This is a genomic window from Corynebacterium sp. MSK008 (assembly GCF_030232585.1).
In the GTDB taxonomy this organism is placed as follows: Bacteria; Actinomycetota; Actinomycetes; order Mycobacteriales; family Mycobacteriaceae; genus Corynebacterium.
Window position 1 is genome coordinate 118582 of the sequence record NZ_JASPJX010000007.1, and the last position, 22145, is coordinate 140726.

The window sequence follows — 22145 nt, forward strand, 5'->3', positions numbered from 1 at the left end:
TTAGGCGAGCCTAGCAGTCATGGAATCGAGCAGCTCCTGCCACGCGTCCACGAACTTCTCCACGCCTTCGCGCTCCAGTACGGCGACCACGTCGTCGAGGTCGATGCCCACGCCGCGCAGCGCCGCGAAGGTCTCGCGGGAGGCGGCTTCGGTGCCGGTGAGGGTGTCGCCGTGCACGCCGCCGTTGCGAAGCACGGCGTCGAGCGTCTTCTCCGGCATCGTGTTCACGGTTTGCGGGCCGGCGAGCTCGGTGACGTACATCGTCGCCGGGTAGTCCGGGTTCTTCACACCGGTCGACGCCCACAGGGGGCGCTGGGCATTCGCGTTCGCAGGAAGCTTCTCGACGTCAGCTCCGCCAAACTCACGCTCAAACAGCGCATACGCCAGCCGCGCGTTGGCGATGCCAGCCTTGCCGCGCAGCGCCAGCGCCTCCTCGGTGCCGATGGCCTCGAGTCGCTTGTCCACCTCGGTGTCCATGCGGGAGACGAAGAAGGACGCCACGGAGTGGATGCGGCTGACATCGTGGCCTGCGGCGGCGGCCTTGCGGATACCTTCCTTGTAAGCGTCGATGACCTGCTTGTAGCGCTCCACGGAGAAGATCAGGGTGACGTTGACGGAGATGCCCTCGGCCAACGCCGCGGTGACGGCGGGCAGCGACTCGTCAGTCGCCGGGATCTTGATCATGAGGTTGTCGCGGTCCACCAGCTGCCACAGCTCGCGGGCCTGGGCGATGGTCTTTTGCTCGTCAGCGGCGAAGCGCGGGTCCACCTCGATGGAGACGCGCCCGTCCTTGCCGCCGGTGGCATCAAAGGTGTCGCGGAAGAGGTCGCAGGCGTCCTGGACGTCCTTGACGCTCATCGCGTAGACGGCCGCGTCGGCGGTGGTGCCAGCTTGCTTCAGTTCGGCGAGCTGCTCGTCGTAGTGGGTGCCGGAGCCCATCGCTGCCGCAAAGATCGCGGGGTTGGTGGTCACGCCGACGATGGATTTCGCCTGCTTCACTTCGTCCAGGTTGCCGGTGGCGATGCGCTCGCGCGACAGGTCGTCGAGCCAGGTGGAGGTTCCGGCCTGGTAGAGATCGTCGATTGCGGTCATGTTGTATTCCTTCCTGTGCGAACCTAGCGCCCGTCGCCTCGGGTCGGCTCGGACTCGGTGTCGCCGACGCGCACGCTCGTGGCCACGCTGCGCTCTTCGCGCACGCACTCGAGGGTCTCGCGGGCGGTGCGCACGACGTTATCGGTGGTGAAGCCGAAGCGTTCGAACAGTTCGGCGCCGGGGGCGGAGGCGCCGAAGTGCTCCAGGGAGACGGCGCGGCCGTACTCGCCGAGGAAGCGGAACCACGGCATCGAGGTCGCGGCCTCGACGGAGACGCGGGCTTTGACGTCGCGCGGCAGCACGGCATCGATGTAGGCGTCGTCTTGCTCCATGAACCAGTCCATGGACGGCACGGACACCACGCGCGTTGCGGTGCCTTCGGACTCGAGGACCTTGGCGGCCTCGACGGCGTACTGCACCTCGGAGCCGGAGGCCATGAGGATCAGCTCCGGTGTGTCCGCGGATTCCTCGACCAGCACGTAGGCGCCACGGGCCACGCCCTCGAAAGCCTTCTCCTTGGTGCCCTCCAGCACCGGCAGGTTCTGGCGGGACAGCGCCAGCGCCTTCGGCTGCTCCTTCGCCTCGAGCGCGGCGATCCAGGCTGCGGAGGTCTCGTTCGCGTCGGCCGGGCGGATCACGGCGACGTCCGGGATGGCGCGCAGCGCAGCGAGGGTCTCCACCGGCTGGTGGGTCGGGCCGTCCTCGCCGAGCCCGATGGAGTCGTGGGTGAACACGTAATAGCCGTCAATGCCGGACAGGGCGGCCACGCGGATGGCGGGGTAGAGGTACTCGGAGAAGATGAGGAAGGTGCCGCCGTAGACGCGTGTGCCGCCGTGCAGCGCGATGCCGTTCATCACCGCGCCCATGGCGTGCTCGCGGATGCCGAAGTGCAGGTTGCGACCGTAGGGGTCGGCGGAGAACATCTCGGTGGAAATGGAGCGCGGGCCGAAGGACTTCGCACCCTCGATCAGGGTGTTGTTGGACCCGGCCAGGTCGGCGGAGCCGCCCCACAGCTCGGGCAGCGCGGCTGCGGCGGCCTGGATCGCGGATGCGGAGGCCTTGCGGGTGGCCACACCCTTCGCGTCCGGCTCCCAGGTGGGGAAGTCCTTGGCCCAGTCGGCGGGCAGCTCGCGGGAGGTCAGGCGGTCCAGCAGCGCCTTGCGCTCCGGGTTCGCCTCGGCCCAGGCGTTGAACTTCTCGTCCCAGGCAGCGCGCTTCTCTGCCGCGCGATCGCGCAGCTTGCGCGTGTGGGCAATGACCTCGTCCTCTTCGGGGAAGTGCACGGCCGGGTCGAAGTCGAGCGCCTCCTTGACCGCGGCGACCTCGTCCGCGCCGAGTGCCGCGCCGTGGATGGCGCCGGTGTTCATCAGGTTCGGGGCCGGGTAGCCGATCACGGTCTTGACGCGGATGATCGTCGGCTTGGTCGGCTCCGCCTTCGCCTCGGCCACGGCGGCCTCGATGGCGGCGACGTCCTCGCCGGATTCGACGGTGAGGGTCTGCCAGCCGTAGGCGTCGTAACGCTTGAGCACGTCCTCAGTGAATGCGATCTGGGTGTCGTCCTCGATGGAGATGCGGTTGTCGTCCCAGAAGAGGATGAGGTTGCCCAGCTGCTGGGTGCCGGCGAGCGAGGACGCCTCGGAGGTCACGCCCTCCTGCAGGCAGCCGTCGCCGGCCACGACGTAGATAAAGTGGTCGAAGGGGGACTCGCCGGCGGGGGCGTCGGGGTCGAACAGGCCACGCTCACGTCGAGAAGCCATTGCCATGCCCACTGCTGAGGCGAGGCCTTGGCCGAGCGGGCCGGTGGTGATCTCGATGTGGTCGGTGTGGTTGTACTCCGGGTGGCCCGGGGTCTTCGAGCCCCAGGTGCGCAGGTCCTTCAAGTCCTGCAGCTCCAGCCCGAAGCCGCCGAGGTAGAGCTGCACGTACTGCGTGAGCGAGGAGTGGCCGTTGGACAGCACGAAGCGGTCGCGGCCCACCCAGTCCTTGTCGGACGGGTCCACGTCCATCACGCGCTGGAACAGGGTGTAGGCCAGCGGCGCGAGGCTCATGGCGGTGCCGGGGTGGCCGGAGCCGCAATTCTCCACCGCGTCCGCGGCGAGCACCCTGGCCGTGTCAACGGCGCGGGTGTCGGTCTCGGTCCAGTCCTGCGGGTAGTTGCGCTCGGTCATTGCCTGCAGTTTCGGGGGCAGCGTCATGGGTTCCTCGCTTTCTTTAAGGTCGCCCAAAAGCATATCGCTTATCGACGCCTCCGGTCCCACCCGTTCCTCGATTCGTCCCCTCGCTCTGGTTGGGGCTACCATCGTCCGAAGGTATGATTGCCCGCGCATATCGGCGGTACAAAAAGGAGAGAGTTGTTGGAGACCATCAAGGCATATTTCGCGTTGACGAAGCCGAGGGTCATTGAACTTCTCTTGGTTGCCGCGATTCCCGCGATGCTGCAGGCGCACCGCGGCGAGGTGCACCTCTGGCTCGTGCTGGGCACGCTGCTCGGCGGTTGGATGGGGGCGGCGGCCGCGAACACCTTCAACATGGTCGCGGACTATGACATCGACCAGAAGATGGGCCGCACCCGCGCCCGCCCGCTGGTGCGCCACTCGGTGACCAAGCAGAAGGCGGCGGTGTTCGCCTGGGTCATGCTGGTGCTGTCCGTGCTGTGGCTCGGGGTGCTGTGCAACTCCTGGCTGGCGGCGTTTTTCATCCTTTTGACCAACTTCTTCTACATCTTCGTCTACACGAAGTGGCTGAAGCGCCGCACCTGGCAAAACGTCATCTGGGGCGGCGCCGCCGGCTGCATGCCCGTGATGGTGGGCTGGGCCGTGATCCGCGACAACGTCCACGACGGCTCCGCCGACAACTGGTGGCAGGCCATTGTCCTGTTTTTGATCATCTTCTTCTGGACCCCGCCGCACACCTGGGCGCTGGCCATGAAGTACAAGGACGACTACGCCCGCGCCAACGTGCCTATGCTGCCGGTGGTGGCCTCCGCCGAGGAGACCTCGCGCCAGATCGTGATCTACTCCTGGCTCACCGTGGCCGTTTCCCTACTGCTGGTGCCGGCCGCGTCCTGGATCTACCTGGCAGCCGCGATCATCTCGGGCGTGGCGTTTCTGGTCATGGCGACCAAGCTGCACCAGGGCATTGTGCGCGGCGAGAACGTCAAGCCACTGAAGCTGTTCATCCTCTCCAACAACTACCTCGCCGCGCTGTTTCTGGGCCTGTCCTTCGACGCGGTGCTCGGCTGGGAGACCGTCGGCCAGCTGCTGTTCTAAACCTTCAGCACAACCGAGCCGGTGGTTTTGCGCGCCTGCAGGTCCTCGTGGGCCTGGCGGGCGTTTTTCAGCTCATAGGGCGGGTGGATGCGGATCTTTACCGTGCCCTCTTCAACCGCCCGGGCGACGGCCTGGGCGCGCATAAGGAACTCGTCGTCGGTGGCCACGTAGTGCTTCAGCGACGGGCGGGTGAGAAACAGCGCGCCGTGGGCGTTGAGCTCCTGGATTTTGAACGGCTCGACGTCGCCGGAGGCAGAGCCGAACGAGCACACCAGCCCGCGCGGGCGGGTGACGTTTAGGCACATCTCGAAGGTGTCCTGCCCGACGCCGTCGTAGACCACGTCCACGCCGCCGCCGTTTTCCGCCTTGATCTGCTCGGCCAGGTCCTCGCTGTAGCGGAACACCTTGGTCGCGCCCGCCTCGTAGGCGAGCTGTTCTTTCTCGTCGGTGGAGACCACCGAGTACACGGTCGCCTCCTCGGCGGCCGCCATCTGGGTCAGGATCAGCCCCACGCCGCCGGCGCCGGCGGTGACAACCATGGTGTCGCCCGGCTTCGTCTCGCGCACGCCGTGGAGCAGGTAGTGCGAGGTCATGCCCTGCAGCAGCATCGAGGCCGCCACCTCAGGTGCCACGCCCTCCGGCACGGCGACCAGGCGGTTGCGGTCTACCGCCACCTGTTCCGCATAGGAGCCGGGGGCGGCATGCCAGGCCACCAGGGTGCCGGGTGCGATCTCGCCCAGGGGATCTTCCACCACGCGGCCGCAGCCCTCGGTGCCGGGGATATACGGCGGGTTAGAGGGGTAGGTTCCGGAGCGGAAGTAGGTGTCGATGTAGTTGATGCCGGCGTACGTGACGTCGACAAGCAACTGCCCCTCAGACGGCTGTGGCGGCTCGACGTCCTTGTACTCGAGGACTTCCGGGCCGCCGTGGGATGTGACAACGATTGCTTTCATGTCACACGAGCGTAGGCAACCTGCGCTTCCCATGTGCAAAAAGGAACCCGCTAAATGCAACCACGACCGACGACATGGCGATATGCGCCGGGATTGTCCAGCGCGGAACCCCCATGCGGAACTGAATCACGCCGATGGCCCACTGCACCAGGATCATCGCGATGAGCACGTACACCGTGCGTTTGGCGTCCTCCGGCGCGCCCGAGTTGCGCAGCAGCACCGCGGTGATGACGGTGGCGATGAGGTAGAGGTACATGCACACCGAGTGCACGTAAGCGAGCACACGCGTATCCATCTCGAGGCGGCCCTCCATGCCCACGCCGGCGTCGCCGGAGTGGGGGCCCGAGCCGGTGACCATAGTGCCGGTGATGAGCACGAGGCACAGCGCCGCCGCGGCGATGAGCGTCCACGTCTGCGCGGAACCGGGGTAGCGGCGGGTAGGCACCGCTGTGTCGGTTTCGGCGATGCGCATATACAGCACCGCGGCGACGAACACCAGCACCATCGACGGCAGGAAGTGCACCGCCACGGACCACCAGCGCAGGTCCAGCCGCACGGAGATGCCGCCGATGACGGCCTGCACGACCACGCCCAGCAGGGAAATCCAGGCCAGCGTTTTGATGTCTTTGTGGCGACCGGCGCGGATCACAGCGAACAGCACGAGGCCGGCGGCCGCGGCAACCACGAAGGCGAGGAGGCGGTTGCCGAACTCGATGGCTTGGTGGATCCAGGGGGCCGCGCCGGCGACCGGCACGAGCGAGCCCTCGTGGCACAGCGGCCACGTGTCGCAGCCGAGGCCGGAGCCGGTCACGCGAACCAGGGAGCCGGTGACGGTGATGCCGCCCTGGCACAAAAGCAGCACCATCGCGAGGGTGCGCTGTAGCTTCAGCGACGGGTCGCGCCAGGCATCCCTCCAGGAACTCGGGCGGGTATCAGCTGTGGTTGCGGTCACTGTTTCTCCAACTTTCGGACGATGTTGATCGTGGTGAGTGTATCGCGCCTAGCCGTCAAAGCGGAACAGGCGCACGGCGGCGGTCATCGCGGCTACCCCCCAGGCGGCGAGCGAGGCCCACGCCACCCAGTTGACCTGCAACGACAGTGCTTGCACCAGGGCGCCGGCCAGTGCCACGGTGGGCACCGCGTTCCACCACCCGGCGTGCGCGATGTCGCCGGAGTAGCCCACCCAGCCGAGGATGCCCATGAGCACCAGCCAGATCAGGTTCGCAAGCGCCAGCACCAGCTCGGCGCGCAGGGTGCCGCCCATCAGCAGCCCCATCGCGGTGAACGCGGCGACGCCGACGAGGAGGGTGGCCAGCCCGAACGCGGCGCCGGCGGGGGTTACGCGCCACCCCAGCGCCAGCGCGATGGCTCCGAGCACCACGAGCTGCACCACCACGGTGGCCAGCACACCGAGGATCTTGCCCACGATGATGGTCCAGGGCGGCACGCCGGACGCGCCGGTGCGCTTTAAGGCCCCGTAGCGGCGGTCGAAGGCGACGGCGATGGCCTGGCCGGTAAAACCCGCACCGGTGGCGGCCACAGCGAAAACCATGGGCACCAGCACGTCGGGCTCAGTGTTCTCGCCCAGGATCGGCGCGAAGTGCGCGGCAAGCAGGATCGCCGCCGGGATCAGTACGTTGACCAGGAGCTGCTCACCGTGGCGCAGCATCAGCTTCGCCTCGATGCGACCCTGGGCCGCGGCCATCCGGCCGAAGGACGCCCGCTGCGGCGCCGGGGCGAAAATGCCGGGGGTAAGCTTTTCCATTAGCTCCTCAGCTCCCTTCCTGTGATGTCCAAAAACACGTCCTCTAGGTTGCGGTGGGACACGCTCAGCTCGCGTATCAGCACTCCTTGGCGTGCGGCCTCGCGCGCCAGCTTCTCGACGACCTCCGGCGAGCCCGTACCCTTGATCCGGTAACTGCGGGGCCGGACTTCCTCGACGGTGAGGCCGGCGGGCGTGAGCTCGTCGTTAAGCCTGTGCACGTCAAGCGCCTCCGCCGTCTCGACAGCGAGCAGCGGAAACTCCTCGTGGCTGGTCAGCTCCTCCGGGGAGCCCTGGGCGACGACCTTGCCGTGGTCGATGATGACGACGTCGTCTGCGAGGCTTTCGGCCTCGTCCATGAGGTGGGTGGTGAGCAGGACGCTCACCCCGTCGCGCTTGAGTGCGGAGATGATGTCCCACACCGCCATCCGTGACTGGGCGTCCAGGCCCGCGGTGGGCTCGTCCAAGAAGATCAGTTCCGGTCGGCCGATCAGCGCCAGCGCCAGCGATAGTCGCTGCTGCTGGCCGCCCGACAGTCGGCGGTAGGTGGTCTTGGCTGCGCCTTCCAGCCCCACCAGCTCCATGAGCCACTGCGGGTCGTGGGGGTTTTTGTTGTAGCTGGCGGCCAGGTTGAGCATCTCCACCACGGACACGCCGGCGTAGGAGCCGCCGCCCTGGAGCATGATGCCGATGCGGTCGCGCACCTTCTGCGGCTGAGCGACCGGGTCGATGCCGAGCACCCGGATCGACCCGGAGGTGGGCTTGGTAAAGCCTTCGCACATCTCGATGGTGGTGGTTTTGCCGGCGCCGTTGGGGCCCAGAAGCGCCAGCAGCTCGCCGCGCCGCGCTGTGAAAGAGAGCCCGTCAACCGCCGTTTTCTCGCCGAATCGCTTGACAACGCTTTCGACGACCAGCGCGTGATCACTCATGGGTGATGAGTGTAGACCGCCTGCGCCGCAGCACCCGAAGCACCAGTGCCACGCCCGCCGCCAGCAGGATGAAGCTGACGATGGCGGAGCCGTAGATCGTGGCGACGGCACCCGCCTGGAGACGGAGCCCGCGCGGGAGGACGAGGAAGCTCACCAACGCCGAGTACCCGGCCACCGATGCGCGGAAGGCGAAGCGGTTCGCCCACGCAGCGAGCGGAAGCACGGCCCACAGCGGGTACCAGGGGTGCACGACCGGAAACAGCACGACTAGGACGAAAGTGGAAACGCCGAGCCCGCCGACGGGGTGGATGGTGCCGCGGTAGGTGGCCCACAGCATGCGCACCGCGAACGCGGCGGCGACGGTCAGCCCCGCCCAGCGGGTCACGCTGAGCATCGCGTCCGTGTGGTCGCCGAGGCCCAAGTTCATGCCGAGGAACCCCCCAGCGACGCCGATATCGGTGGTCAGGGACAACCAGCTGCGGATCTGAGCGGCGCCGCCCTGGCCGGTGACCCAGCCCAGACCAATGCCGGAGACTAGTGAGACCGCGACAGCGGTGGCCACGAGCATGGTCGCGTGCAGGGCGGCAGAGGTGGCGATGGCGCGGGGCCCGCTGCGCTGGCGTTGCGGCCGGGTGCGCAGGTGCCGGGCGAGCGACATGCCGGTGAAACCGAGGGCCAAAAATCCGATCACCTTCACCATGCCGGCGCAGCTGATCAGGGCCGCCGAGGCGGCGAGCAGCGCCCAACCGGAGCGGCGGTTGAATTCGAGCCGGTCGATGCCGCGCAGTCCCACCTCGAGGCCTACGAGCAGCAGGCCCATCATGATGGACTCATTGTGGATGCCGCCCACCATGTGCAGCACCGTCAGTGGGTTGAGGATGCCCAGCCACAGGGCGGCGGGGCCGGTCACGCCGCAGCGCTTTGCCAGCGCGAGCACTGCCCAGGCCGCGGCGAGAATGCCAGCGACCGCCACGGCGCGGTGGGCGAGCACGCCCCAAAAGATCGAGTCGCCCGTGATGTGCGAGATCACCGCCGCTGTGCCGAGCGCAACCGGTCCGTACGGGCTAGGGGAGTGCGCCCAAATGAACGGCACCGAACGGGCCAGGTGGTGCTCCACGCCGAGAATCTCCACGGGGCCGGAGGAGTACGGGTCGAGCCCCTGGCGCACGATGCTGCCGTTAGCTAAGTAGGAGTAGATGTCTTGGGTGAACAGCGGCGCGGTGGCGATAAGCGGGAGCACCCACGCGATGAAGGTGCGCAGCATCTCCGGGTTGCTCACCCGCGCCCCACGCGCCGCGCCCGGCGACGCCCCGACGAACGGCGCCATGGCCAGCCACGCCGCCACCAGCACGCCGACGCCGATGAGCACGAGCGCGTTGGAGGCGAGCATCATGCGGCCCATCTCCGCGCCGAAGGGGAAGTTCTGCCACGGGTTGTCCACCACCGGCAGCGCGCCGCCGCCGATGCCCGCGAACGCGATCAGGCACGCCCCGGCGGCACCCACCCAGCGCAGCGCCGCGAACCGGGCGCGCTCGCGGGCTCGCACCGTCGCGCTCGTGGGTGCGCTCTCCGGAGGCGCGGCCGGGTCGTGCAGCAGCGTCGAGCGGGACCCGGGCCGGCCGATGCGGGGCAGCTCGCTGGCCACGCTCACGCGCGGGGCGCGGCGTGGGCGTTGGGAGCCCTCCGGGCGGTCGGGTGCAGTCACGGTTGAACAGTCTAAGGCGCGCCCCGACACGCGCCCACCCGGTGCGGCGGGAATATTTACAACACACTAGTGTTGTGAAAAGGCAGCGACCCAGACCACATCGAGCGAAAGGTGGTGCCATCGTGGAAACAGTGGAAACCCACAACCCCGCTCCTGCGGACGCGTCCCGCGTTGGCGGCGACACGCGCTCGCAGGTGATGTCGGTCCTGCTCAAGCGGGGCCCGGTAGCGGCCAACGACATTGCGGAAGAGCTCGACCTCTCGGCGGCCGGCGTGCGCAGGCATGTGGACAAGCTCGTCGAAGAGGAGTTGGCCGAACCCTGCGCGCCGCGCGCCGTCGCGGGCGAGGAGCAGGGGCGCGGCCGGCCGGCGAAGCACTTCCAGCTCACCGCCGCAGGTCGCGAGCGCTTCGGTTCGCATTACGACGGACTCGCGCTCGACGCCGTGGAACTGATCCAGCAGATCGGGGGCGAGGCCGCGGTGCGCGACTTCGCCCGCGCCCGCGTGGAAGAGATCCTCGGCGACGTGGAGCCGGCGGACGACCCAGAGGTGACGGCGCGGCGCGTCGCCGCCGCGCTGGAAAAGCACGGCTACGCCCCGAGCGTCCACCGCACCGACGCCGGCATCCAGATTTGCCAGCACCACTGTCCGGTGTCCGCGGTCGCCGCGGCGCACCCGGAGTTCTGCGAGGCAGAAAGGGAGGCGGTGGCCCGGATCGTCGATACGCATGTGCAGCCGCTCGCCCTCATCTCCGACGGCGACGGAATCTGCACAACTAACATCCCCCTTGCCGCGGCGCGGACCCGAACGCGCCCGGCGGGAACAGCAACGAAAGGAGCGGCTGACCATGACTGAAGTGAAGCCCACACCAGGCCTTGAGAAGCCGATGAACGACGACGAGATCATCGAGTCGATCGGCGCCTACAACTACGGCTGGCACGACTCTGACGCCGCCGGCGCCTCCGCGCGCCGCGGCCTGAACGAAGAGGTCGTGCGCGACATCTCCGGCATCAAGGGTGAGCCGGAATGGATGCTCAACCAGCGTGTGAAGGCGCTGGAGATCTTTGACAAGAAGCCGATGCCCACCTGGGGCGCGGACCTGTCCGACATCGATTTCGACAACATCAAGTACTACGTCCGCTCCACCGAGGAGCAGGCCGCCAGCTGGGACGACCTGCCGGAGGACATCAAGAACACCTACGACAAGCTGGGCATCCCGGAGGCGGAGAAGCAGCGCCTCGTCGCAGGTGTGGCCGCGCAGTACGAGTCCGAGGTGGTCTACCACCAGATCCGCGAGGACCTGGAGGAAAAGGGCGTCATCTTCGTCGACACCGACACCGCCCTGCGCGAGCATGAGGACCTGTTCAAGGAGTACTTCGGCTCCGTCATCCCGGCTGGCGACAACAAGTTCTCGGCGCTGAACACCGCCGTGTGGTCCGGCGGTTCCTTCATCTACGTCCCGCCGGGGGTCCACGTGGACATTCCGCTGCAGGCCTACTTCCGCATCAACACGGAGAACATGGGCCAGTTCGAGCGCACCCTCATCATCGTCGATGAGGACGCCTACGTGCACTACGTCGAGGGCTGCACCGCGCCGATTTACAAGTCGGACTCCCTGCACTCCGCCGTTGTGGAGATCATTGTGAAGAAGGGCGGCCGCTGCCGCTACACCACCATCCAGAACTGGTCCAACAACGTCTACAACCTGGTGACCAAGCGCGCGAAGGCTGAAGAGGGCGCGACCATGGAGTGGGTCGATGGCAACATCGGCTCCAAGGTGACCATGAAGTACCCGGCTGTGTGGATGACCGGTGAGCACGCCCGCGGCGAGGTGCTCTCCGTTGCGTTTGCGGGCGAGGGCCAGTTCCAGGACACCGGCGCGAAGATGACGCACATGGCGCCGCACACCTCCTCGTCCATCGTGTCCAAGTCCGTGGCTCGCGGCGGCGGCCGCGCCGCCTACCGCGGCCTGGTGCAGGTCAACGCCAACGCCCACGATTCCGCCTCGAACGTGGAGTGCGACGCGCTGCTGGTGGACGACATCTCGCGCTCGGACACCTACCCGTACAACGACATCCGCAACGACCGCGTGACCCTGGGCCACGAGGCGAAGGTGTCCAAGGTCTCCGAGGACCAGCTGTTCTACCTCATGTCCCGCGGCATCGCCGAGGAAGAGGCCATGGCCATGATCGTGCGCGGCTTCGTCGAGCCGATCGCCAAGGAGCTGCCCATGGAGTACGCCCTCGAGCTGAACCGCCTCATCGAGCTGCAAATGGAAGGATCGGTGGGCTAAATGGCTGAAACCGTCAAAAACGCGACCACGCACAACAACAAGGGCGACCTGTTTTCCTCCTTCAACGTGGAGGACTTCGAGGTCCCGGGCGGCCGCGACGAGGTCTGGCGTTTCATCTCCCTGCGCCGCCTGCGCGGCCTGCACAACGGCGAGTTCGCCCCGCAGGCCGAGGCGCAGATTGCGGTGGAGGGCCCCAGCGAGGTCGCAGTCGAGCAGGTTTCGCTTGACGACGAGCGCGTGACCGCCGCCGGCGCCCCCGTCGACCGCATCGCCGCCCAGGCGTGGACCTCATCCGAGAACGCCACCCTGATCTCGGTGCCGGCGAACGCGGAGCTGACCGAGCCGATCACCGTGACCATCACCGGTGCGGGCGCGGACAAGACCACCTTCGGCACGGTCGTGTTCGAGTCGGGCGCGAACTCTGCAGCCACCGTTGTGGTGCGCTACGCCGGATCCGGCACCCACGCCGACAACGTCAACTGGGTCATCGGCGAGGGTTCCCGCGTCAACGCAGTGGTGGACGCCGATTGGGACCTGGATGCGGTGCATGTGGGCCAGCAGTCGATCGTCGTGAAGCGCGATGCGACCCTGCGCCACCACGTGGCCACCTTCGGCGGCGAGATCGTCCGCGTCACCCCGCGCCTCGCCTTTGAGGCGCCGGGCGGCGACGCCGAGCTGACCGGCGTGTACTTCGCCGACGCTGGCCAGTACATCGAAAACCGCCTGCTGGTGGACCACGCGGTGCCGAACTGCCGCTCCAACGTGCTGTACAAGGGCGCGCTGCAGGGCGACAAGGCCTCCAAGCTGCCGGAGGCGCGCACCTGCTGGGTGGGCGACGTGCTCATCCGCGCCGAGGCGAAGGGCACCGACACCTACGAGACCAACCGCAACCTGGTGCTCACCGACGGCGCACGCGCCGACGCCATCCCGAACCTGGAGATCGAGACCGGCGAGATTGCCGGCGCGGGCCACGCCGCGACCGTCGGCCGCTTCGACGACGACCAGCTGTTCTACCTGCGCTCCCGCGGCATCCGCGAGGAAGACGCCACCCGCCTGATCATCCGCGGCTTCTTCAACGAGGTCCTCAACCAGATCCCCGTCGAGTCGATCCGCGAAGAACTCATCGCCCGCGTCGCCGGCGAGCTCGAGCGCAACGAAAACTAAAAGGAGCAATACATGTCCACCCTGGAAATTAAGAACCTGCACGCGAACGTCCTGCCGACCGAGGAGGGCCAGGAACCGAAACCGATCCTCAAGGGTGTCAACCTGACCATCAACGGCGGCGAGACCCACGCGATCATGGGCCCGAACGGCTCCGGCAAGTCCACCCTCGCCTACACCATCGCCGGCCACCCGAAGTACGAGGTCACTGGGGGCGAGGTGCTTCTCGACGGTGAGAACGTCCTCGACATGGAGATCGACGAGCGCGCCCGCGCCGGCCTTTTCCTGGCCATGCAGTACCCGGTGGAGGTGCCGGGTGTGTCCTCGTCGAACTTCATGCGCTCCGCCGTGACCGCCGTGCGCGGCGAGGCGCCGAAGCTGCGCGAGTGGGTCGGCGAGCTCAACGCTGCCCGCGAGGCGCTGCAGATGGACGCCTCCTTCTCCGAGCGCTCCGTCAACGAGGGCTTCTCCGGCGGCGAGAAGAAGCGCCACGAGGTCATGCAGCTCGCCCTGATGAAGCCGAAGTTCGCCGTCATGGACGAGACGGACTCCGGTCTGGACGTCGACGCGCTGCGCATCGTCTCCGAGGGCATCAACCGCTACCAGGACGAGACCGGCGGCGGCGTACTCATGATTACGCACTACAAGCGCATCCTGAACTACGTCAAGCCCGACTTCATCCACGTCTTCGCCGACGGCAAGATCGTGCAGACCGGCGACGCATCCCTCGCCGACCAGCTCGAGGCCGAGGGCTACGAGAAGTTCATCTAATGGCGCTCGACGTAACAGCCATCCGCAAGGAGTTCCCGATCCTGTCTCGCACCGTGCGCGGCGGCAAGCCGCTGGTGTACCTGGATTCGGGGGCGACGTCGCAGCGCCCGCAGCGGGTGTGGGACGCTGAGCGCGACTTCGTGCTCGGCTGCAACGCGCCCGTGCACCGCGGCTCCTACGAGCTGGCGGAGGAGGCCACCGACGCGTACGAGTCCGCCCGCGCCGCCATCGCGGCGTTCGTCGGCGCCGACAACGACGAGATCGCGTTCACCAAAAACGCCACCGAGGCGCTGAACCTGGTCGCGTACGTTCTCGGCGACTCTCGCTCCGGTTCGTTCGCGGTCGGGGAGGGCGACACGATCGTAATCACTGAGCTGGAGCACCACGCCAACCTCGTGCCGTGGCAGGAGCTGGCGCGCCGCACTGGTGCTGAGCTGAAATGGTATGCGATGACCGAGGACGGTCGCATCGACCTCGATTCGCTCGAGCTCGACGACACGGTCAAGGTGGTGGCGTTTACCCACCAGTCCAACGTCACCGGCGCGCACGCTGATGTGGCCGAGATGGTGCGCCGCGCCAAGGCCGTCGGCGCGCTCACGGTGCTCGACGCCTGCCAGTCGGTGCCGCACATGCCGGTGGATTTCCACGCGCTCGACGTGGACTTCGCGGCGTTCTCCGGCCACAAGATGTGTGGGCCAAACGGAGTGGGCGCGTTGTATTCGAAGCACCTGGACGAGCTGCCGCCGTTCCTCACGGGCGGCTCGATGATCGAGGTCGTGCGCATGGAGGGCTCCACCTACGCCCCGGCGCCGCAGCGCTTCGAGGCGGGCACCCAGATGACCTCTCAGGTCGTGGGCTTGGGCGAAGCAGTGCGCTTCCTTACCGAAATCGGTATGGAGGACATCCAGGCTCACGAGCGCGAGCTCACCGCCTACGCCCTGGAGCAGATGCAGCGTATCGACGGCCTCCGGATCGCCGGCCCGCTCACCGCCGACAACCGCGGCGGCGCGATCGCCTTCACGGTTGAGGGCGTGCACCCGCACGACCTGGGCCAGGTGCTCGATTCCGAGGGCGTAGCCATCCGCACCGGCCACCACTGCGCGTGGCCGCTACACCGTGGCCTGGACATGCAGTCCACGTCCAGGGCGAGCTTCTACCTTTACAACACGCTGGATGAGGTTGATACCTTGGTGTCGTCGATTAGCAAAGCGAAGGAGTTTTTCGCGCGATGAACCTCGAATCCATGTACCAGGAAGTCATCCTGGACCACTACAAGAATCCGCAGCACGCCGGGCTGCGTGAGCCGTACGAGGCGGAGGTGCACCACGTCAACCCGTCGTGCGGCGACGAGCTGACGCTGCGTGTGCACCTGTCCGAGGACGGCTCCACGGTCGAGGACGTCTCCTATGACGCCGAGGGCTGCTCGATCTCGCAGGCCTCCACGTCGGTGATGGCTGAAGAAATCATCGGCCTGCCGGTCGACGAGGCGATGAAGAAGCTCGCGTCGTTCGAGGAGATGGTGACCTCGCGCGGCACGGTCGAGGGGGACGCGGAAGTGATCGGCGACGGTATTGCGTTTGCAGGAGTAGCCAAGTTTCCGGCGCGTGTGAAGTGCGCACTTATGGGGTGGAAGGCGTTCCAGGCGGCGACGTCGGACGCGTTAGAAGAAAAGGAGTAGCTATGACTGAACCGGACAAGCAGGCGGAGCGCCCCCAGCAGACCGAGGAGCAGCTCAAGCTCATCGGCGAGGTGGAGGAGTACCTCCACGACGTGATCGACCCGGAGCTGGGCATCAACGTGGTCGACCTGGGCCTTGTCTACGATCTGTGGATTGAGGAGCGCGAGGGTAAGACCGTCGCGGTGCTCAACATGACGCTGACCTCGCCGGCGTGCCCGCTCACTGACGTGATCGAGGAGCAGGCCACCCAGGCCGTCGTGACCAATACGGCGGTCGACGAGCTGGACCTGAACTGGGTCTGGATGCCGCCGTGGGGCCCGCAGTTCATCACCGAGGAGGGCCGCGAGCAGCTCCGCGCCCTCGGTTTCGCGGTCTAAAACACCCCTTGACATCCCCCCCAGGTTGTTAACCTGTGGGGGATTTTCCGCGTTGTGAGGGAGGATTGTTGTGAACGTTGGGCTTGCTGAAATTCTGATCATGCTCGGTACCTTCGGCCTGGTTGCGCTGAAAGTCGCGCTGATTGTCGCGCTGATCGTTTGGATCGTGCGCTCCATCCCGAAGAAGTAGGTCTCGATTTGGGGGCTGTTGATACAGTTTCCCCGTGATTGTCACCAATGATCTCGAGGTCCGCGTCGGCGCGCGCACGCTTCTCGACGCCCCCGGCCAGCACCTCCGCGTCCAACCCGGCGACCGCATCGGTCTGGTGGGCCGCAACGGCGCGGGCAAGACCACCACGATGCGCATCCTGGCGGGGGAGACCGAACCCTACGGCGGCTCGGTGACCCGCTCGGGCGAGATCGGCTACCTCCCGCAGGACTCCAAGGAGGGCGACATTGAGCAGACCGCCCGCGACCGTGTGCTCTCGGCCCGCGGCCTGGACCAGATCCAGCGCTCGATGGCGAAGCAGCAGAAGCTGATGGAGGAAACGGACGGGGAGGAGCGTGACAAGGCCATCGCGAAGTTTTCCCGCCTTGAGGAGCGCTACCAGGCGCTCGGCGGCTACGAGGCCAACGCGGAGGCGGCCCAGATCTGCGACAACCTGGGGCTGCCGGAGCGCATCCTGGACCAGCAGCTGAAGACCCTGTCGGGCGGCCAGCGCCGCCGCGTGGAGCTCGCCCAGATCCTGTTCGCCTCGCGCCAGGGCTCGGGCAAGTCGCAGACGACGTTGCTTCTCGACGAGCCGACCAACCACCTCGACGCCGACTCCATCACGTGGCTGCGCAACTTCCTGTCCAAGCACGAGGGTGGGCTGATCATGATCTCCCACGACGTCGAGCTCTTGGACGCGGTGTGCAACAAGATCTGGTTCTTGGACGCGGTGCGCGCCGAGGCCGACGTGTACAACATGGGCTTTTCTAAGTACAAGGATGCCCGCGCCCTCGACGAGGCTCGGCGCCGCCGCGAACGCGCTAACGCCGAGAAGAAGGCCTCAGCCCTGCAAAAGCAGGCCGCGAAGTTGGGCGCGAAGGCCACGAAAGCCTCGGCCGCGAAGCAGATGATGGCGCGCGCCGAGCGCATGATGGGGGAGCTCGACGAGGTCCGGGTGGCCGACAAGGTCGCCTCCATCTCCTTCCCGGAGCCGGCGCCGTGCGGCAAGACCCCACTGTTCGGCAAGGGCTTGACCAAGATGTACGGCTCCCTTGAGGTCTTCGCGGGCGTGGACTTGGCGGTGGACAAGGGCTCGCGCGTGGTCGTGCTGGGCACCAACGGCGCCGGCAAGACCACCCTGCTCAAGCTGCTCGCCGGGGTAGAGCGCACCGACGGCGAGGGCGGCGTGGTCTCGGGCCACGGGCTGAAGATCGGCTACTTCGCCCAGGAGCACGACACCATCGACGGCGACAAGAGCGTCTGGGAGAACACCATCGAGGCCTGCCCCGACGCCGGCCAGCAGGACCTGCGCGGCCTGCTTGGCGCCTTCATGTTCTCGGGCGACAAGCTGGAGCAGCCCGCCGGCACGCTCTCGGGCGGCGAGAAGACCCGCCTCGCGCTGGCGACCCTCGTCTCCTCGCGAGCCAACGTGCTGCTCCTTGACGAGCCCACCAACAACCTCGACCCCCAATCCCGCGAGCAGGTCCTCGACGCGCTCAAGACCTACACCGGCGCCGTCGTCCTGGTCACCCACGACCCGGGCGCGGTGCGCGCGCTCGAGCCGGAGCGGGTCATCATCATGCCCGAAGGCGACGAGGACATGTGGAGCGATGAGTACATGGAGATCGTCGAGCTCGCCTAAACTTCCCGACCTGCTCGGGGCGCATCTAGAACGGCGGGTACGGGTCTTGCCCCTTCGCCCATGGCGGGGGCTCCACCGGCTCCCGTGGGGGAGGTGGATCCGGTGGTTCTGGTGGTACTCGAGTTTCCGGTGGGGCCGTAGCACCACCCGGATCGGGCACGGTTGCCCGATTCCGCTGTCGGTGTCTCTTTCGTAACCTGTTCACCGCCGAATGCTCGGCCGCGTCCGCATGGTTGAACTGCAACGTTGCACACCCAGGTTCCTTCACCCCGGCCCGACCCGTCGCCGGGTCCACATCCATGTGGCTGGTGTTGTTTCTGTGGTCTTTGAAGTCGTTGTTGCAGCGGTGGTGGGTCCGACACAGCGCTGTGAGGTTGTCGATGTTGGTGTCACCGCCTTGCAGCCACGATGTGATGTGGTGGATCTCCGTCTCTGTGAGCGGGGCAGTGCAGCCGGTCCAGGCGCACACACCCTGCACCGCTAGCAAGGTGATCCGCTGTGCCAGGGATGCGAAACGCCGCGTACGGTGCAGATTCAGCGGCATCGATGTTGCGCCGTCGACAGTAAGCACGAAGTCCGATGTTCCGTCCATGCCCAAACGCACGAGGTCGAAGGCGTCGAGCTCGATGCCGGTGTTGGTGGCGAACTTCGTGGTAGGGCTGGCCTCCGCCAGCTCTTCGAGCGTCACCGACACAACCACGGACGCGCAACCGCCGCCGGTCGGTTTCTCGCAGGCGTCGTAATGCTTGAGTATCTCCGAGAACTGGTCGTACAAGCGTTGCGAGGGCGTGCGGTAATCCTCCACGTCCTCGGGCAGGTTCGAGTTGGGCGCCAACCCCTTGTCGGTCAGCGCCTTAAACAGGGCCGAATCGGAGGCCACAGCATCGATGGTTATCCGGCACGTCCCGTCCGCGCGCTGACTCCCGATGTGCAGGCCGCGGTTTTCCATGCCGGCGTTCGGGTTCGTGGGCTCGACGTGCTTGCGGTTCTCCCGCTCCACCCAGCGTCGCACGGTGGCGCGCAGATCCTTCACTGTCCGTTTAGGCGCCTCCGCGAGCGCATCTGCTTGTAGACGGGCACGCGCCCCCTTCGCAGCCGGAACAAGCTTGTCCAGCTCCTGGCGGATCACGCGTTGCTTTTCGGCGTTCACGCGCTCAGCGGCACGGCGGGCCTCCTCTTGTTTGCGCCGCGCCTCCGCACGGGCAGCCTCGCGGGCAGCCGCCCGCGCCGCTTCCTCCCGCGCGGCCTCAGCCGCTGGATCCGCGGGACTGTCATCAAAGCCAGCATCGAAGAGATCGGATACGGGTTCATCCTCGATCTCGGGCTCGCCGTAGTAGTCGCGTCCCCGGGCGAGGCGGTCGTATGCGTCTTTAGGTTCAAGCCCCAGCTTCTTCTGCAAGTACTGATTGGCGTGCTTCGAGCCGACGACGCGGCCAGCGTCGTCACGCTCGCACACGTAGGCGAACAGAGCATCGAGCGTCGCCTTGACGTTAAACGCAGCCTCGAAGCGCTCGAAATCCTCCCGAACCTCCTCGAACTTGACCACATCGGGGTCAGCACACAGGTCCTTCATGGCCAGGAGGGCATGGGTGATCGTGTCGACGTGCTTCCGCAGGTCAGTCGCCATTTCGCCCTCCTTTACAACCCTTTAATCGAATACGTTTACGATCAACATACAAACCGCGTCGACATAAACTCCCTCTATGTCCAGTGCTGCAAACATAGGGAAAGAAAGTGTAATCAGTATCACATGCCTAGAACGGTGAATCGCCGGCCCAAAGCTCATAGTCGGGATGTGTACCTGCAAGCACACGAGGCCGTGCCCAGGGATCCACCAACCGTTCGAACTTTGCCAGCACCCGCTCGATAGCTTCGTCCGTGAAGTCCGTAACCATGACCAGCTCACCGTCAGTGGAGCTCAACCGCAGCGACTCGTTGGGGACATCAACGGTCAACATCGGGCAATCCACCTCGCGTGGCGGTGGAGTCGTCGCGGCATACTCGTCGCCAATTACCTGGTCCTGAAATGGCTGCACCAGGGCGTCTAGCTCGCCAACAAGCCAGAGGTCGGAGAGAAGAGAATCGACTGTCTGGCCCAAAAGAATCCCGGGCAGAAACCTCCTGATCCGTTCCTCGCCGCCAATGGGGTAGAAGACGTCGATGCCGGAGCCGACCTCTCCGCTTCGCTCGCAAACCAGCCGCACCAGCGACCGCTTCGGAAACTTCGGAGTCTCGCCGTACGGGTCGGGTTCAGTGTGGTCCCAGACGGTCTTGAATAAGGGGTAAACGGCCTCTGGCGTCAGCGCGCAGCGCATCTTCGGCGTCCCATCAAGTCGCAACGTCACCTCGCCCCGGGCGTAATCGAGCGTCAGATACTCATCGCTTTCGACCTCAAGGAGCTCGCCGCTGACGTCCGCATTGGGCGGTGTCGAGTTCCAGCGGAACACCCAAGTCAGCACCTGTCCCAAGCCCCGGAAAGGATCGTTTGTGTCGATCATGTGCGTAAAAATCTCACCGAGGATCCACTCGAACTGCATGGTGTTTGATTCGAATGTGATTCCCCGCGGTTCGCAATTGACGCGTTCGGTGATGACGTGCAGAAGCTTGTAGCGACCCATTATCTAACCCCTTCGGTTTGGAAATTTCGTTGCACCAAACGTACAAACCGAAACACAAACCGCACAAGAGTTTGTTCATTATAGTGAGCATCTTGCTTCTCGACGGACGAAACGTTGACCACCAAAGCAGCCCGCTACACTCGCACTATGGCAAGAAACAACGAGATCATCGACACCATCCGCGACGCGTGGAACGGACTGTCATCTGACCAGAAGACCCTCGCCGGCGTGCTCGCCACCCTCGACACCGCCGGCAAGGCCTTCGCGTTGCGCGACCTCGCACGCACCAACTCGAAGCGCGTCCGGGGCCCGAAGTGGCTGTGGGCCCCGGTGATCGGCGCAGTCAACACCCTGGGCTGGGTCGCCTGGTTCGCTGTGGGCAAGAAGCGCTAGCTACAGACCACGCTGCCCCGCGTAGAAGCGAACGCGAGTTACCGGCGCGGTTTTCGCCTTCTGCCAGGGGTAGCGGTCACCCGCAGCCAGCACTGGTTCGTTGAGCTCGAGGACCGTGTCGGTCCCGCCGGAGCCACCGACGGTCAGGGTATTGCCCTCAATTTCGATGTCAGAGGCAAAGGTCCTCTCCGTACGTCGCTGCGCCACAAGCAACGCAGGCACCTCGGCGAACACCGTTCTCCCGCGGCGCAGAACCAGGGCGTCAGGCCCCTCGTAGCTTGGCCGGATACGTTCTCCGGCGATGAGCGACCACACCCACACAACAGCCCAGAGCGAAAGCAGTAGCGCTACCAGCCGCACCAATCCTGCGGGCAAAAGCAGGTGCACAACAACCATCTCAATGGCCAAAACTGCGGTGACGAAGCCAAGCATTTGTAACCGCCCAGGTGGATGGGGGAGCGGCGACGCGCCATCGGGCACGAGACAGCGTCCACGGATCCACCGTCCCAAGTCGCGGTACAGCCCCAGTTCGAACTTCGCTACCCGGTATGCAGGGTGCTTCTTCAACAACGTTATCGCTCTAGATGCCACGGGTGAGCTCCTCCAACACCACCCGCTGGGCGCCCCGGGTGGGAAGATCCTTCACCTGGAGCGGGACGGAACCCTGCCGCAGGGTAGGGAGGACGTCTCGCATAATTCCGCGTGCAAAGAGTGCCGAGAGCGTAGCCGAAATCTGCGGAACATCGACATCCCGTGAATGCATTGCCCCAAGCTCACCCCACACATTGACGGACTTACGCGCCGCCTCCACACAGGAAGCATCCTTGAGGTTTGCCCTGAGCTGCGCCCACGTCGCCTCGGTCGCGACGCCAGTGAGCGCCATGAGGTCCCAGGAATCGAGCTCTATCTGCAGCAGCGCAGCATCGTCGATCACATCCGCAAGTTTGTCGCTAATATCGCGCGGGCACCCGGCGGGCGCCTCCGCGATAGCCAGCAGCCGCGACCGCTGTCTCTCCAGATGGGCGATGCGGCCGTCCAACATGGCAATTGAACGTTGTATTGCGTCTTCACGTTGGATGTCGGCGACTGGAACACCGGCGTCGATAAGCGCACGCGCCCGAATCACCGCCACTAGATCGCTGACGGAGTAGTCGCGGTAGTTGCCGCTGGTGCGCGCAGGTTCTGGCACAACTCCGCGTTCGTGCAGGTGGCGCACCGAGCGGACGGAGCAGCCGGCTGCCGCAGCCACGTCTGAAATCTTCACGCACCAAAACTTAAACCCTCACATCGCG

Annotated in this window: 21 protein-coding genes; 10 read left to right on the top strand and 11 right to left on the bottom strand. The window is 66.1% G+C overall.

Going from position 1 to position 22145, the window contains the following annotated elements; translation table 11 throughout:
* On the bottom strand, positions 1-1092 hold the full coding sequence (tal, locus tag QP996_RS07480) for a transaldolase (RefSeq protein WP_284871996.1): 1092 nt from the start codon (positions 1090-1092) through the stop codon (positions 1-3).
* Positions 1093-1115: 23 nt separating this feature from the next.
* Positions 1116-3287 carry a transketolase gene (gene tkt, locus QP996_RS07485; protein ID WP_284871997.1) on the bottom strand — a complete coding sequence of 724 codons (2172 nt, stop codon included), beginning with the start codon at positions 3285-3287 and terminating at the stop codon, positions 1116-1118.
* 156 nt (positions 3288-3443) lie between these two features.
* Here tkt and QP996_RS07490 point away from each other — a divergent pair, with 156 nt between their 5' ends.
* A complete protein-coding gene (locus tag QP996_RS07490; RefSeq protein ID WP_284871998.1) occupies positions 3444-4361 on the top strand; it encodes a heme o synthase in 918 nt (305 codons plus the stop codon).
* On the opposite strand, the gene QP996_RS07495 is transcribed toward QP996_RS07490, so the two are convergent.
* The 5 genes from QP996_RS07495 to mptB all read right to left on the bottom strand — a co-directional run bounded on the left by QP996_RS07495 (position 4358) and on the right by mptB (position 9710).
* Positions 4358-5314, bottom strand: coding sequence for a quinone oxidoreductase family protein (locus tag QP996_RS07495; RefSeq protein WP_284871999.1), 957 nt, complete (start codon positions 5312-5314; stop codon positions 4358-4360). The genes QP996_RS07490 and QP996_RS07495 overlap by 4 nt on opposite strands.
* Before the next feature lies 1 nt (position 5315).
* Positions 5316-6179, bottom strand: a complete 864-nt coding sequence (locus QP996_RS07500; RefSeq protein WP_284872043.1) for a COX15/CtaA family protein — start codon at positions 6177-6179, stop codon at positions 5316-5318.
* Positions 6180-6314: 135 nt separating this feature from the next.
* On the bottom strand, positions 6315-7079 hold the full coding sequence (locus tag QP996_RS07505; protein ID WP_284872000.1) for an ABC transporter permease: 765 nt from the start codon (positions 7077-7079) through the stop codon (positions 6315-6317).
* A complete protein-coding gene (locus QP996_RS07510) occupies positions 7079-8005 on the bottom strand; it encodes an ABC transporter ATP-binding protein (protein ID WP_284872001.1) in 927 nt (308 codons plus the stop codon). Before QP996_RS07510 ends, QP996_RS07505 begins: the two co-directional genes overlap by 1 nt.
* Positions 7998-9710, bottom strand: a complete 1713-nt coding sequence (mptB, locus tag QP996_RS07515) for a polyprenol phosphomannose-dependent alpha 1,6 mannosyltransferase MptB (RefSeq protein ID WP_284872002.1) — start codon at positions 9708-9710, stop codon at positions 7998-8000. The genes QP996_RS07510 and mptB overlap by 8 nt, the downstream gene beginning before the upstream one ends.
* 122 nt (positions 9711-9832) lie before the next feature.
* Between mptB and QP996_RS07520 the strand changes: the two genes are divergently transcribed.
* The 8 genes from QP996_RS07520 to QP996_RS07555 all read left to right on the top strand — a co-directional run bounded on the left by QP996_RS07520 (position 9833) and on the right by QP996_RS07555 (position 17842).
* Positions 9833-10564: a helix-turn-helix transcriptional regulator gene (locus tag QP996_RS07520; protein WP_284872003.1), complete on the top strand. Its 732-nt coding sequence runs from the start codon at positions 9833-9835 to the stop codon at positions 10562-10564.
* The gene (sufB, locus tag QP996_RS07525) at positions 10557-12002 is read left to right on the top strand and encodes a Fe-S cluster assembly protein SufB (RefSeq protein WP_284872004.1); all 1446 of its coding nucleotides are present in this window, start codon (positions 10557-10559) and stop codon (positions 12000-12002) included. The genes QP996_RS07520 and sufB overlap by 8 nt, the downstream gene beginning before the upstream one ends.
* On the top strand, positions 12003-13166 hold the full coding sequence (gene sufD, locus QP996_RS07530) for a Fe-S cluster assembly protein SufD (RefSeq protein WP_284872005.1): 1164 nt from the start codon (positions 12003-12005) through the stop codon (positions 13164-13166). It abuts the gene before it with no gap.
* Between the two features lie 12 nt (positions 13167-13178).
* Positions 13179-13934, top strand: a complete 756-nt coding sequence (sufC, locus tag QP996_RS07535) for a Fe-S cluster assembly ATPase SufC (protein ID WP_284872006.1) — start codon at positions 13179-13181, stop codon at positions 13932-13934.
* Positions 13934-15166 (top strand): cysteine desulfurase, encoded by a 1233-nt coding sequence (locus tag QP996_RS07540; RefSeq protein WP_284872007.1) that lies wholly within the window; start codon positions 13934-13936, stop codon positions 15164-15166. The genes sufC and QP996_RS07540 overlap by 1 nt, the downstream gene beginning before the upstream one ends.
* Positions 15163-15612 (top strand): Fe-S cluster assembly sulfur transfer protein SufU, encoded by a 450-nt coding sequence (gene sufU / locus QP996_RS07545; RefSeq protein ID WP_284872008.1) that lies wholly within the window; start codon positions 15163-15165, stop codon positions 15610-15612. The genes QP996_RS07540 and sufU overlap by 4 nt, the downstream gene beginning before the upstream one ends.
* 2 nt (positions 15613-15614) lie before the next feature.
* Positions 15615-15989: a metal-sulfur cluster assembly factor gene (locus QP996_RS07550; protein ID WP_284872009.1), complete on the top strand. Its 375-nt coding sequence runs from the start codon at positions 15615-15617 to the stop codon at positions 15987-15989.
* A gap of 224 nt (positions 15990-16213) precedes the next feature.
* The gene (locus tag QP996_RS07555) at positions 16214-17842 is read left to right on the top strand and encodes an ABC-F family ATP-binding cassette domain-containing protein (protein WP_284872010.1); all 1629 of its coding nucleotides are present in this window, start codon (positions 16214-16216) and stop codon (positions 17840-17842) included.
* A gap of 25 nt (positions 17843-17867) precedes the next feature.
* Here the strand turns inward: QP996_RS07555 and QP996_RS07560 are convergent, their stop codons facing one another.
* Positions 17868-19469, bottom strand: coding sequence for an HNH endonuclease signature motif containing protein (locus QP996_RS07560; protein WP_284872011.1), 1602 nt, complete (start codon positions 19467-19469; stop codon positions 17868-17870).
* 127 nt (positions 19470-19596) lie between these two features.
* Positions 19597-20460, bottom strand: a complete 864-nt coding sequence (locus QP996_RS07565; protein ID WP_284872013.1) for a hypothetical protein — start codon at positions 20458-20460, stop codon at positions 19597-19599.
* A gap of 147 nt (positions 20461-20607) precedes the next feature.
* Between QP996_RS07565 and QP996_RS07570 the strand changes: the two genes are divergently transcribed.
* Positions 20608-20853, top strand: coding sequence for a PLDc N-terminal domain-containing protein (locus tag QP996_RS07570; RefSeq protein WP_284872014.1), 246 nt, complete (start codon positions 20608-20610; stop codon positions 20851-20853).
* On the opposite strand, the gene QP996_RS07575 is transcribed toward QP996_RS07570, so the two are convergent.
* A complete protein-coding gene (locus tag QP996_RS07575) occupies positions 20854-21285 on the bottom strand; it encodes a hypothetical protein (RefSeq protein WP_284872015.1) in 432 nt (143 codons plus the stop codon).
* A gap of 148 nt (positions 21286-21433) precedes the next feature.
* The gene (locus QP996_RS07580; RefSeq protein ID WP_284872016.1) at positions 21434-22117 is read right to left on the bottom strand and encodes a MerR family transcriptional regulator; all 684 of its coding nucleotides are present in this window, start codon (positions 22115-22117) and stop codon (positions 21434-21436) included.
* Positions 22118-22145 lie beyond the last annotated feature (28 nt).

Excerpts from the sequence above, each read along its gene's own strand:
- tkt (WP_284871997.1), bottom strand. The coding sequence starts at position 3,287 with ATGACGCTGCCCCCGAAACTGCAGGCAATGACCGAGCGCAACTACCCG.
- QP996_RS07540 (WP_284872007.1), top strand. The coding sequence starts at position 13,934 with ATGGCGCTCGACGTAACAGCCATCCGCAAGGAGTTCCCGATCCTGTCT.
- sufC (WP_284872006.1), top strand. The coding sequence starts at position 13,179 with ATGTCCACCCTGGAAATTAAGAACCTGCACGCGAACGTCCTGCCGACC.
- tal (WP_284871996.1), bottom strand. The coding sequence starts at position 1,092 with ATGACCGCAATCGACGATCTCTACCAGGCCGGAACCTCCACCTGGCTC.
- QP996_RS07495 (WP_284871999.1), bottom strand. The coding sequence starts at position 5,314 with ATGAAAGCAATCGTTGTCACATCCCACGGCGGCCCGGAAGTCCTCGAG.
- QP996_RS07505 (WP_284872000.1), bottom strand. The coding sequence starts at position 7,079 with ATGGAAAAGCTTACCCCCGGCATTTTCGCCCCGGCGCCGCAGCGGGCG.
- QP996_RS07575 (WP_284872015.1), bottom strand. The coding sequence starts at position 21,285 with ATGCTTGGCTTCGTCACCGCAGTTTTGGCCATTGAGATGGTTGTTGTG.
- QP996_RS07570 (WP_284872014.1), top strand. The coding sequence starts at position 20,608 with ATGGCAAGAAACAACGAGATCATCGACACCATCCGCGACGCGTGGAAC.
- sufU (WP_284872008.1), top strand. The coding sequence starts at position 15,163 with ATGAACCTCGAATCCATGTACCAGGAAGTCATCCTGGACCACTACAAG.
- QP996_RS07500 (WP_284872043.1), bottom strand. The coding sequence starts at position 6,179 with ATGGTGCTGCTTTTGTGCCAGGGCGGCATCACCGTCACCGGCTCCCTG.
- sufD (WP_284872005.1), top strand. The coding sequence starts at position 12,003 with ATGGCTGAAACCGTCAAAAACGCGACCACGCACAACAACAAGGGCGAC.
- QP996_RS07560 (WP_284872011.1), bottom strand. The coding sequence starts at position 19,469 with ATGGCGACTGACCTGCGGAAGCACGTCGACACGATCACCCATGCCCTC.
- QP996_RS07510 (WP_284872001.1), bottom strand. The coding sequence starts at position 8,005 with ATGAGTGATCACGCGCTGGTCGTCGAAAGCGTTGTCAAGCGATTCGGC.
- QP996_RS07550 (WP_284872009.1), top strand. The coding sequence starts at position 15,615 with ATGACTGAACCGGACAAGCAGGCGGAGCGCCCCCAGCAGACCGAGGAG.
- QP996_RS07565 (WP_284872013.1), bottom strand. The coding sequence starts at position 20,460 with ATGGGTCGCTACAAGCTTCTGCACGTCATCACCGAACGCGTCAATTGC.
- sufB (WP_284872004.1), top strand. The coding sequence starts at position 10,557 with ATGACTGAAGTGAAGCCCACACCAGGCCTTGAGAAGCCGATGAACGAC.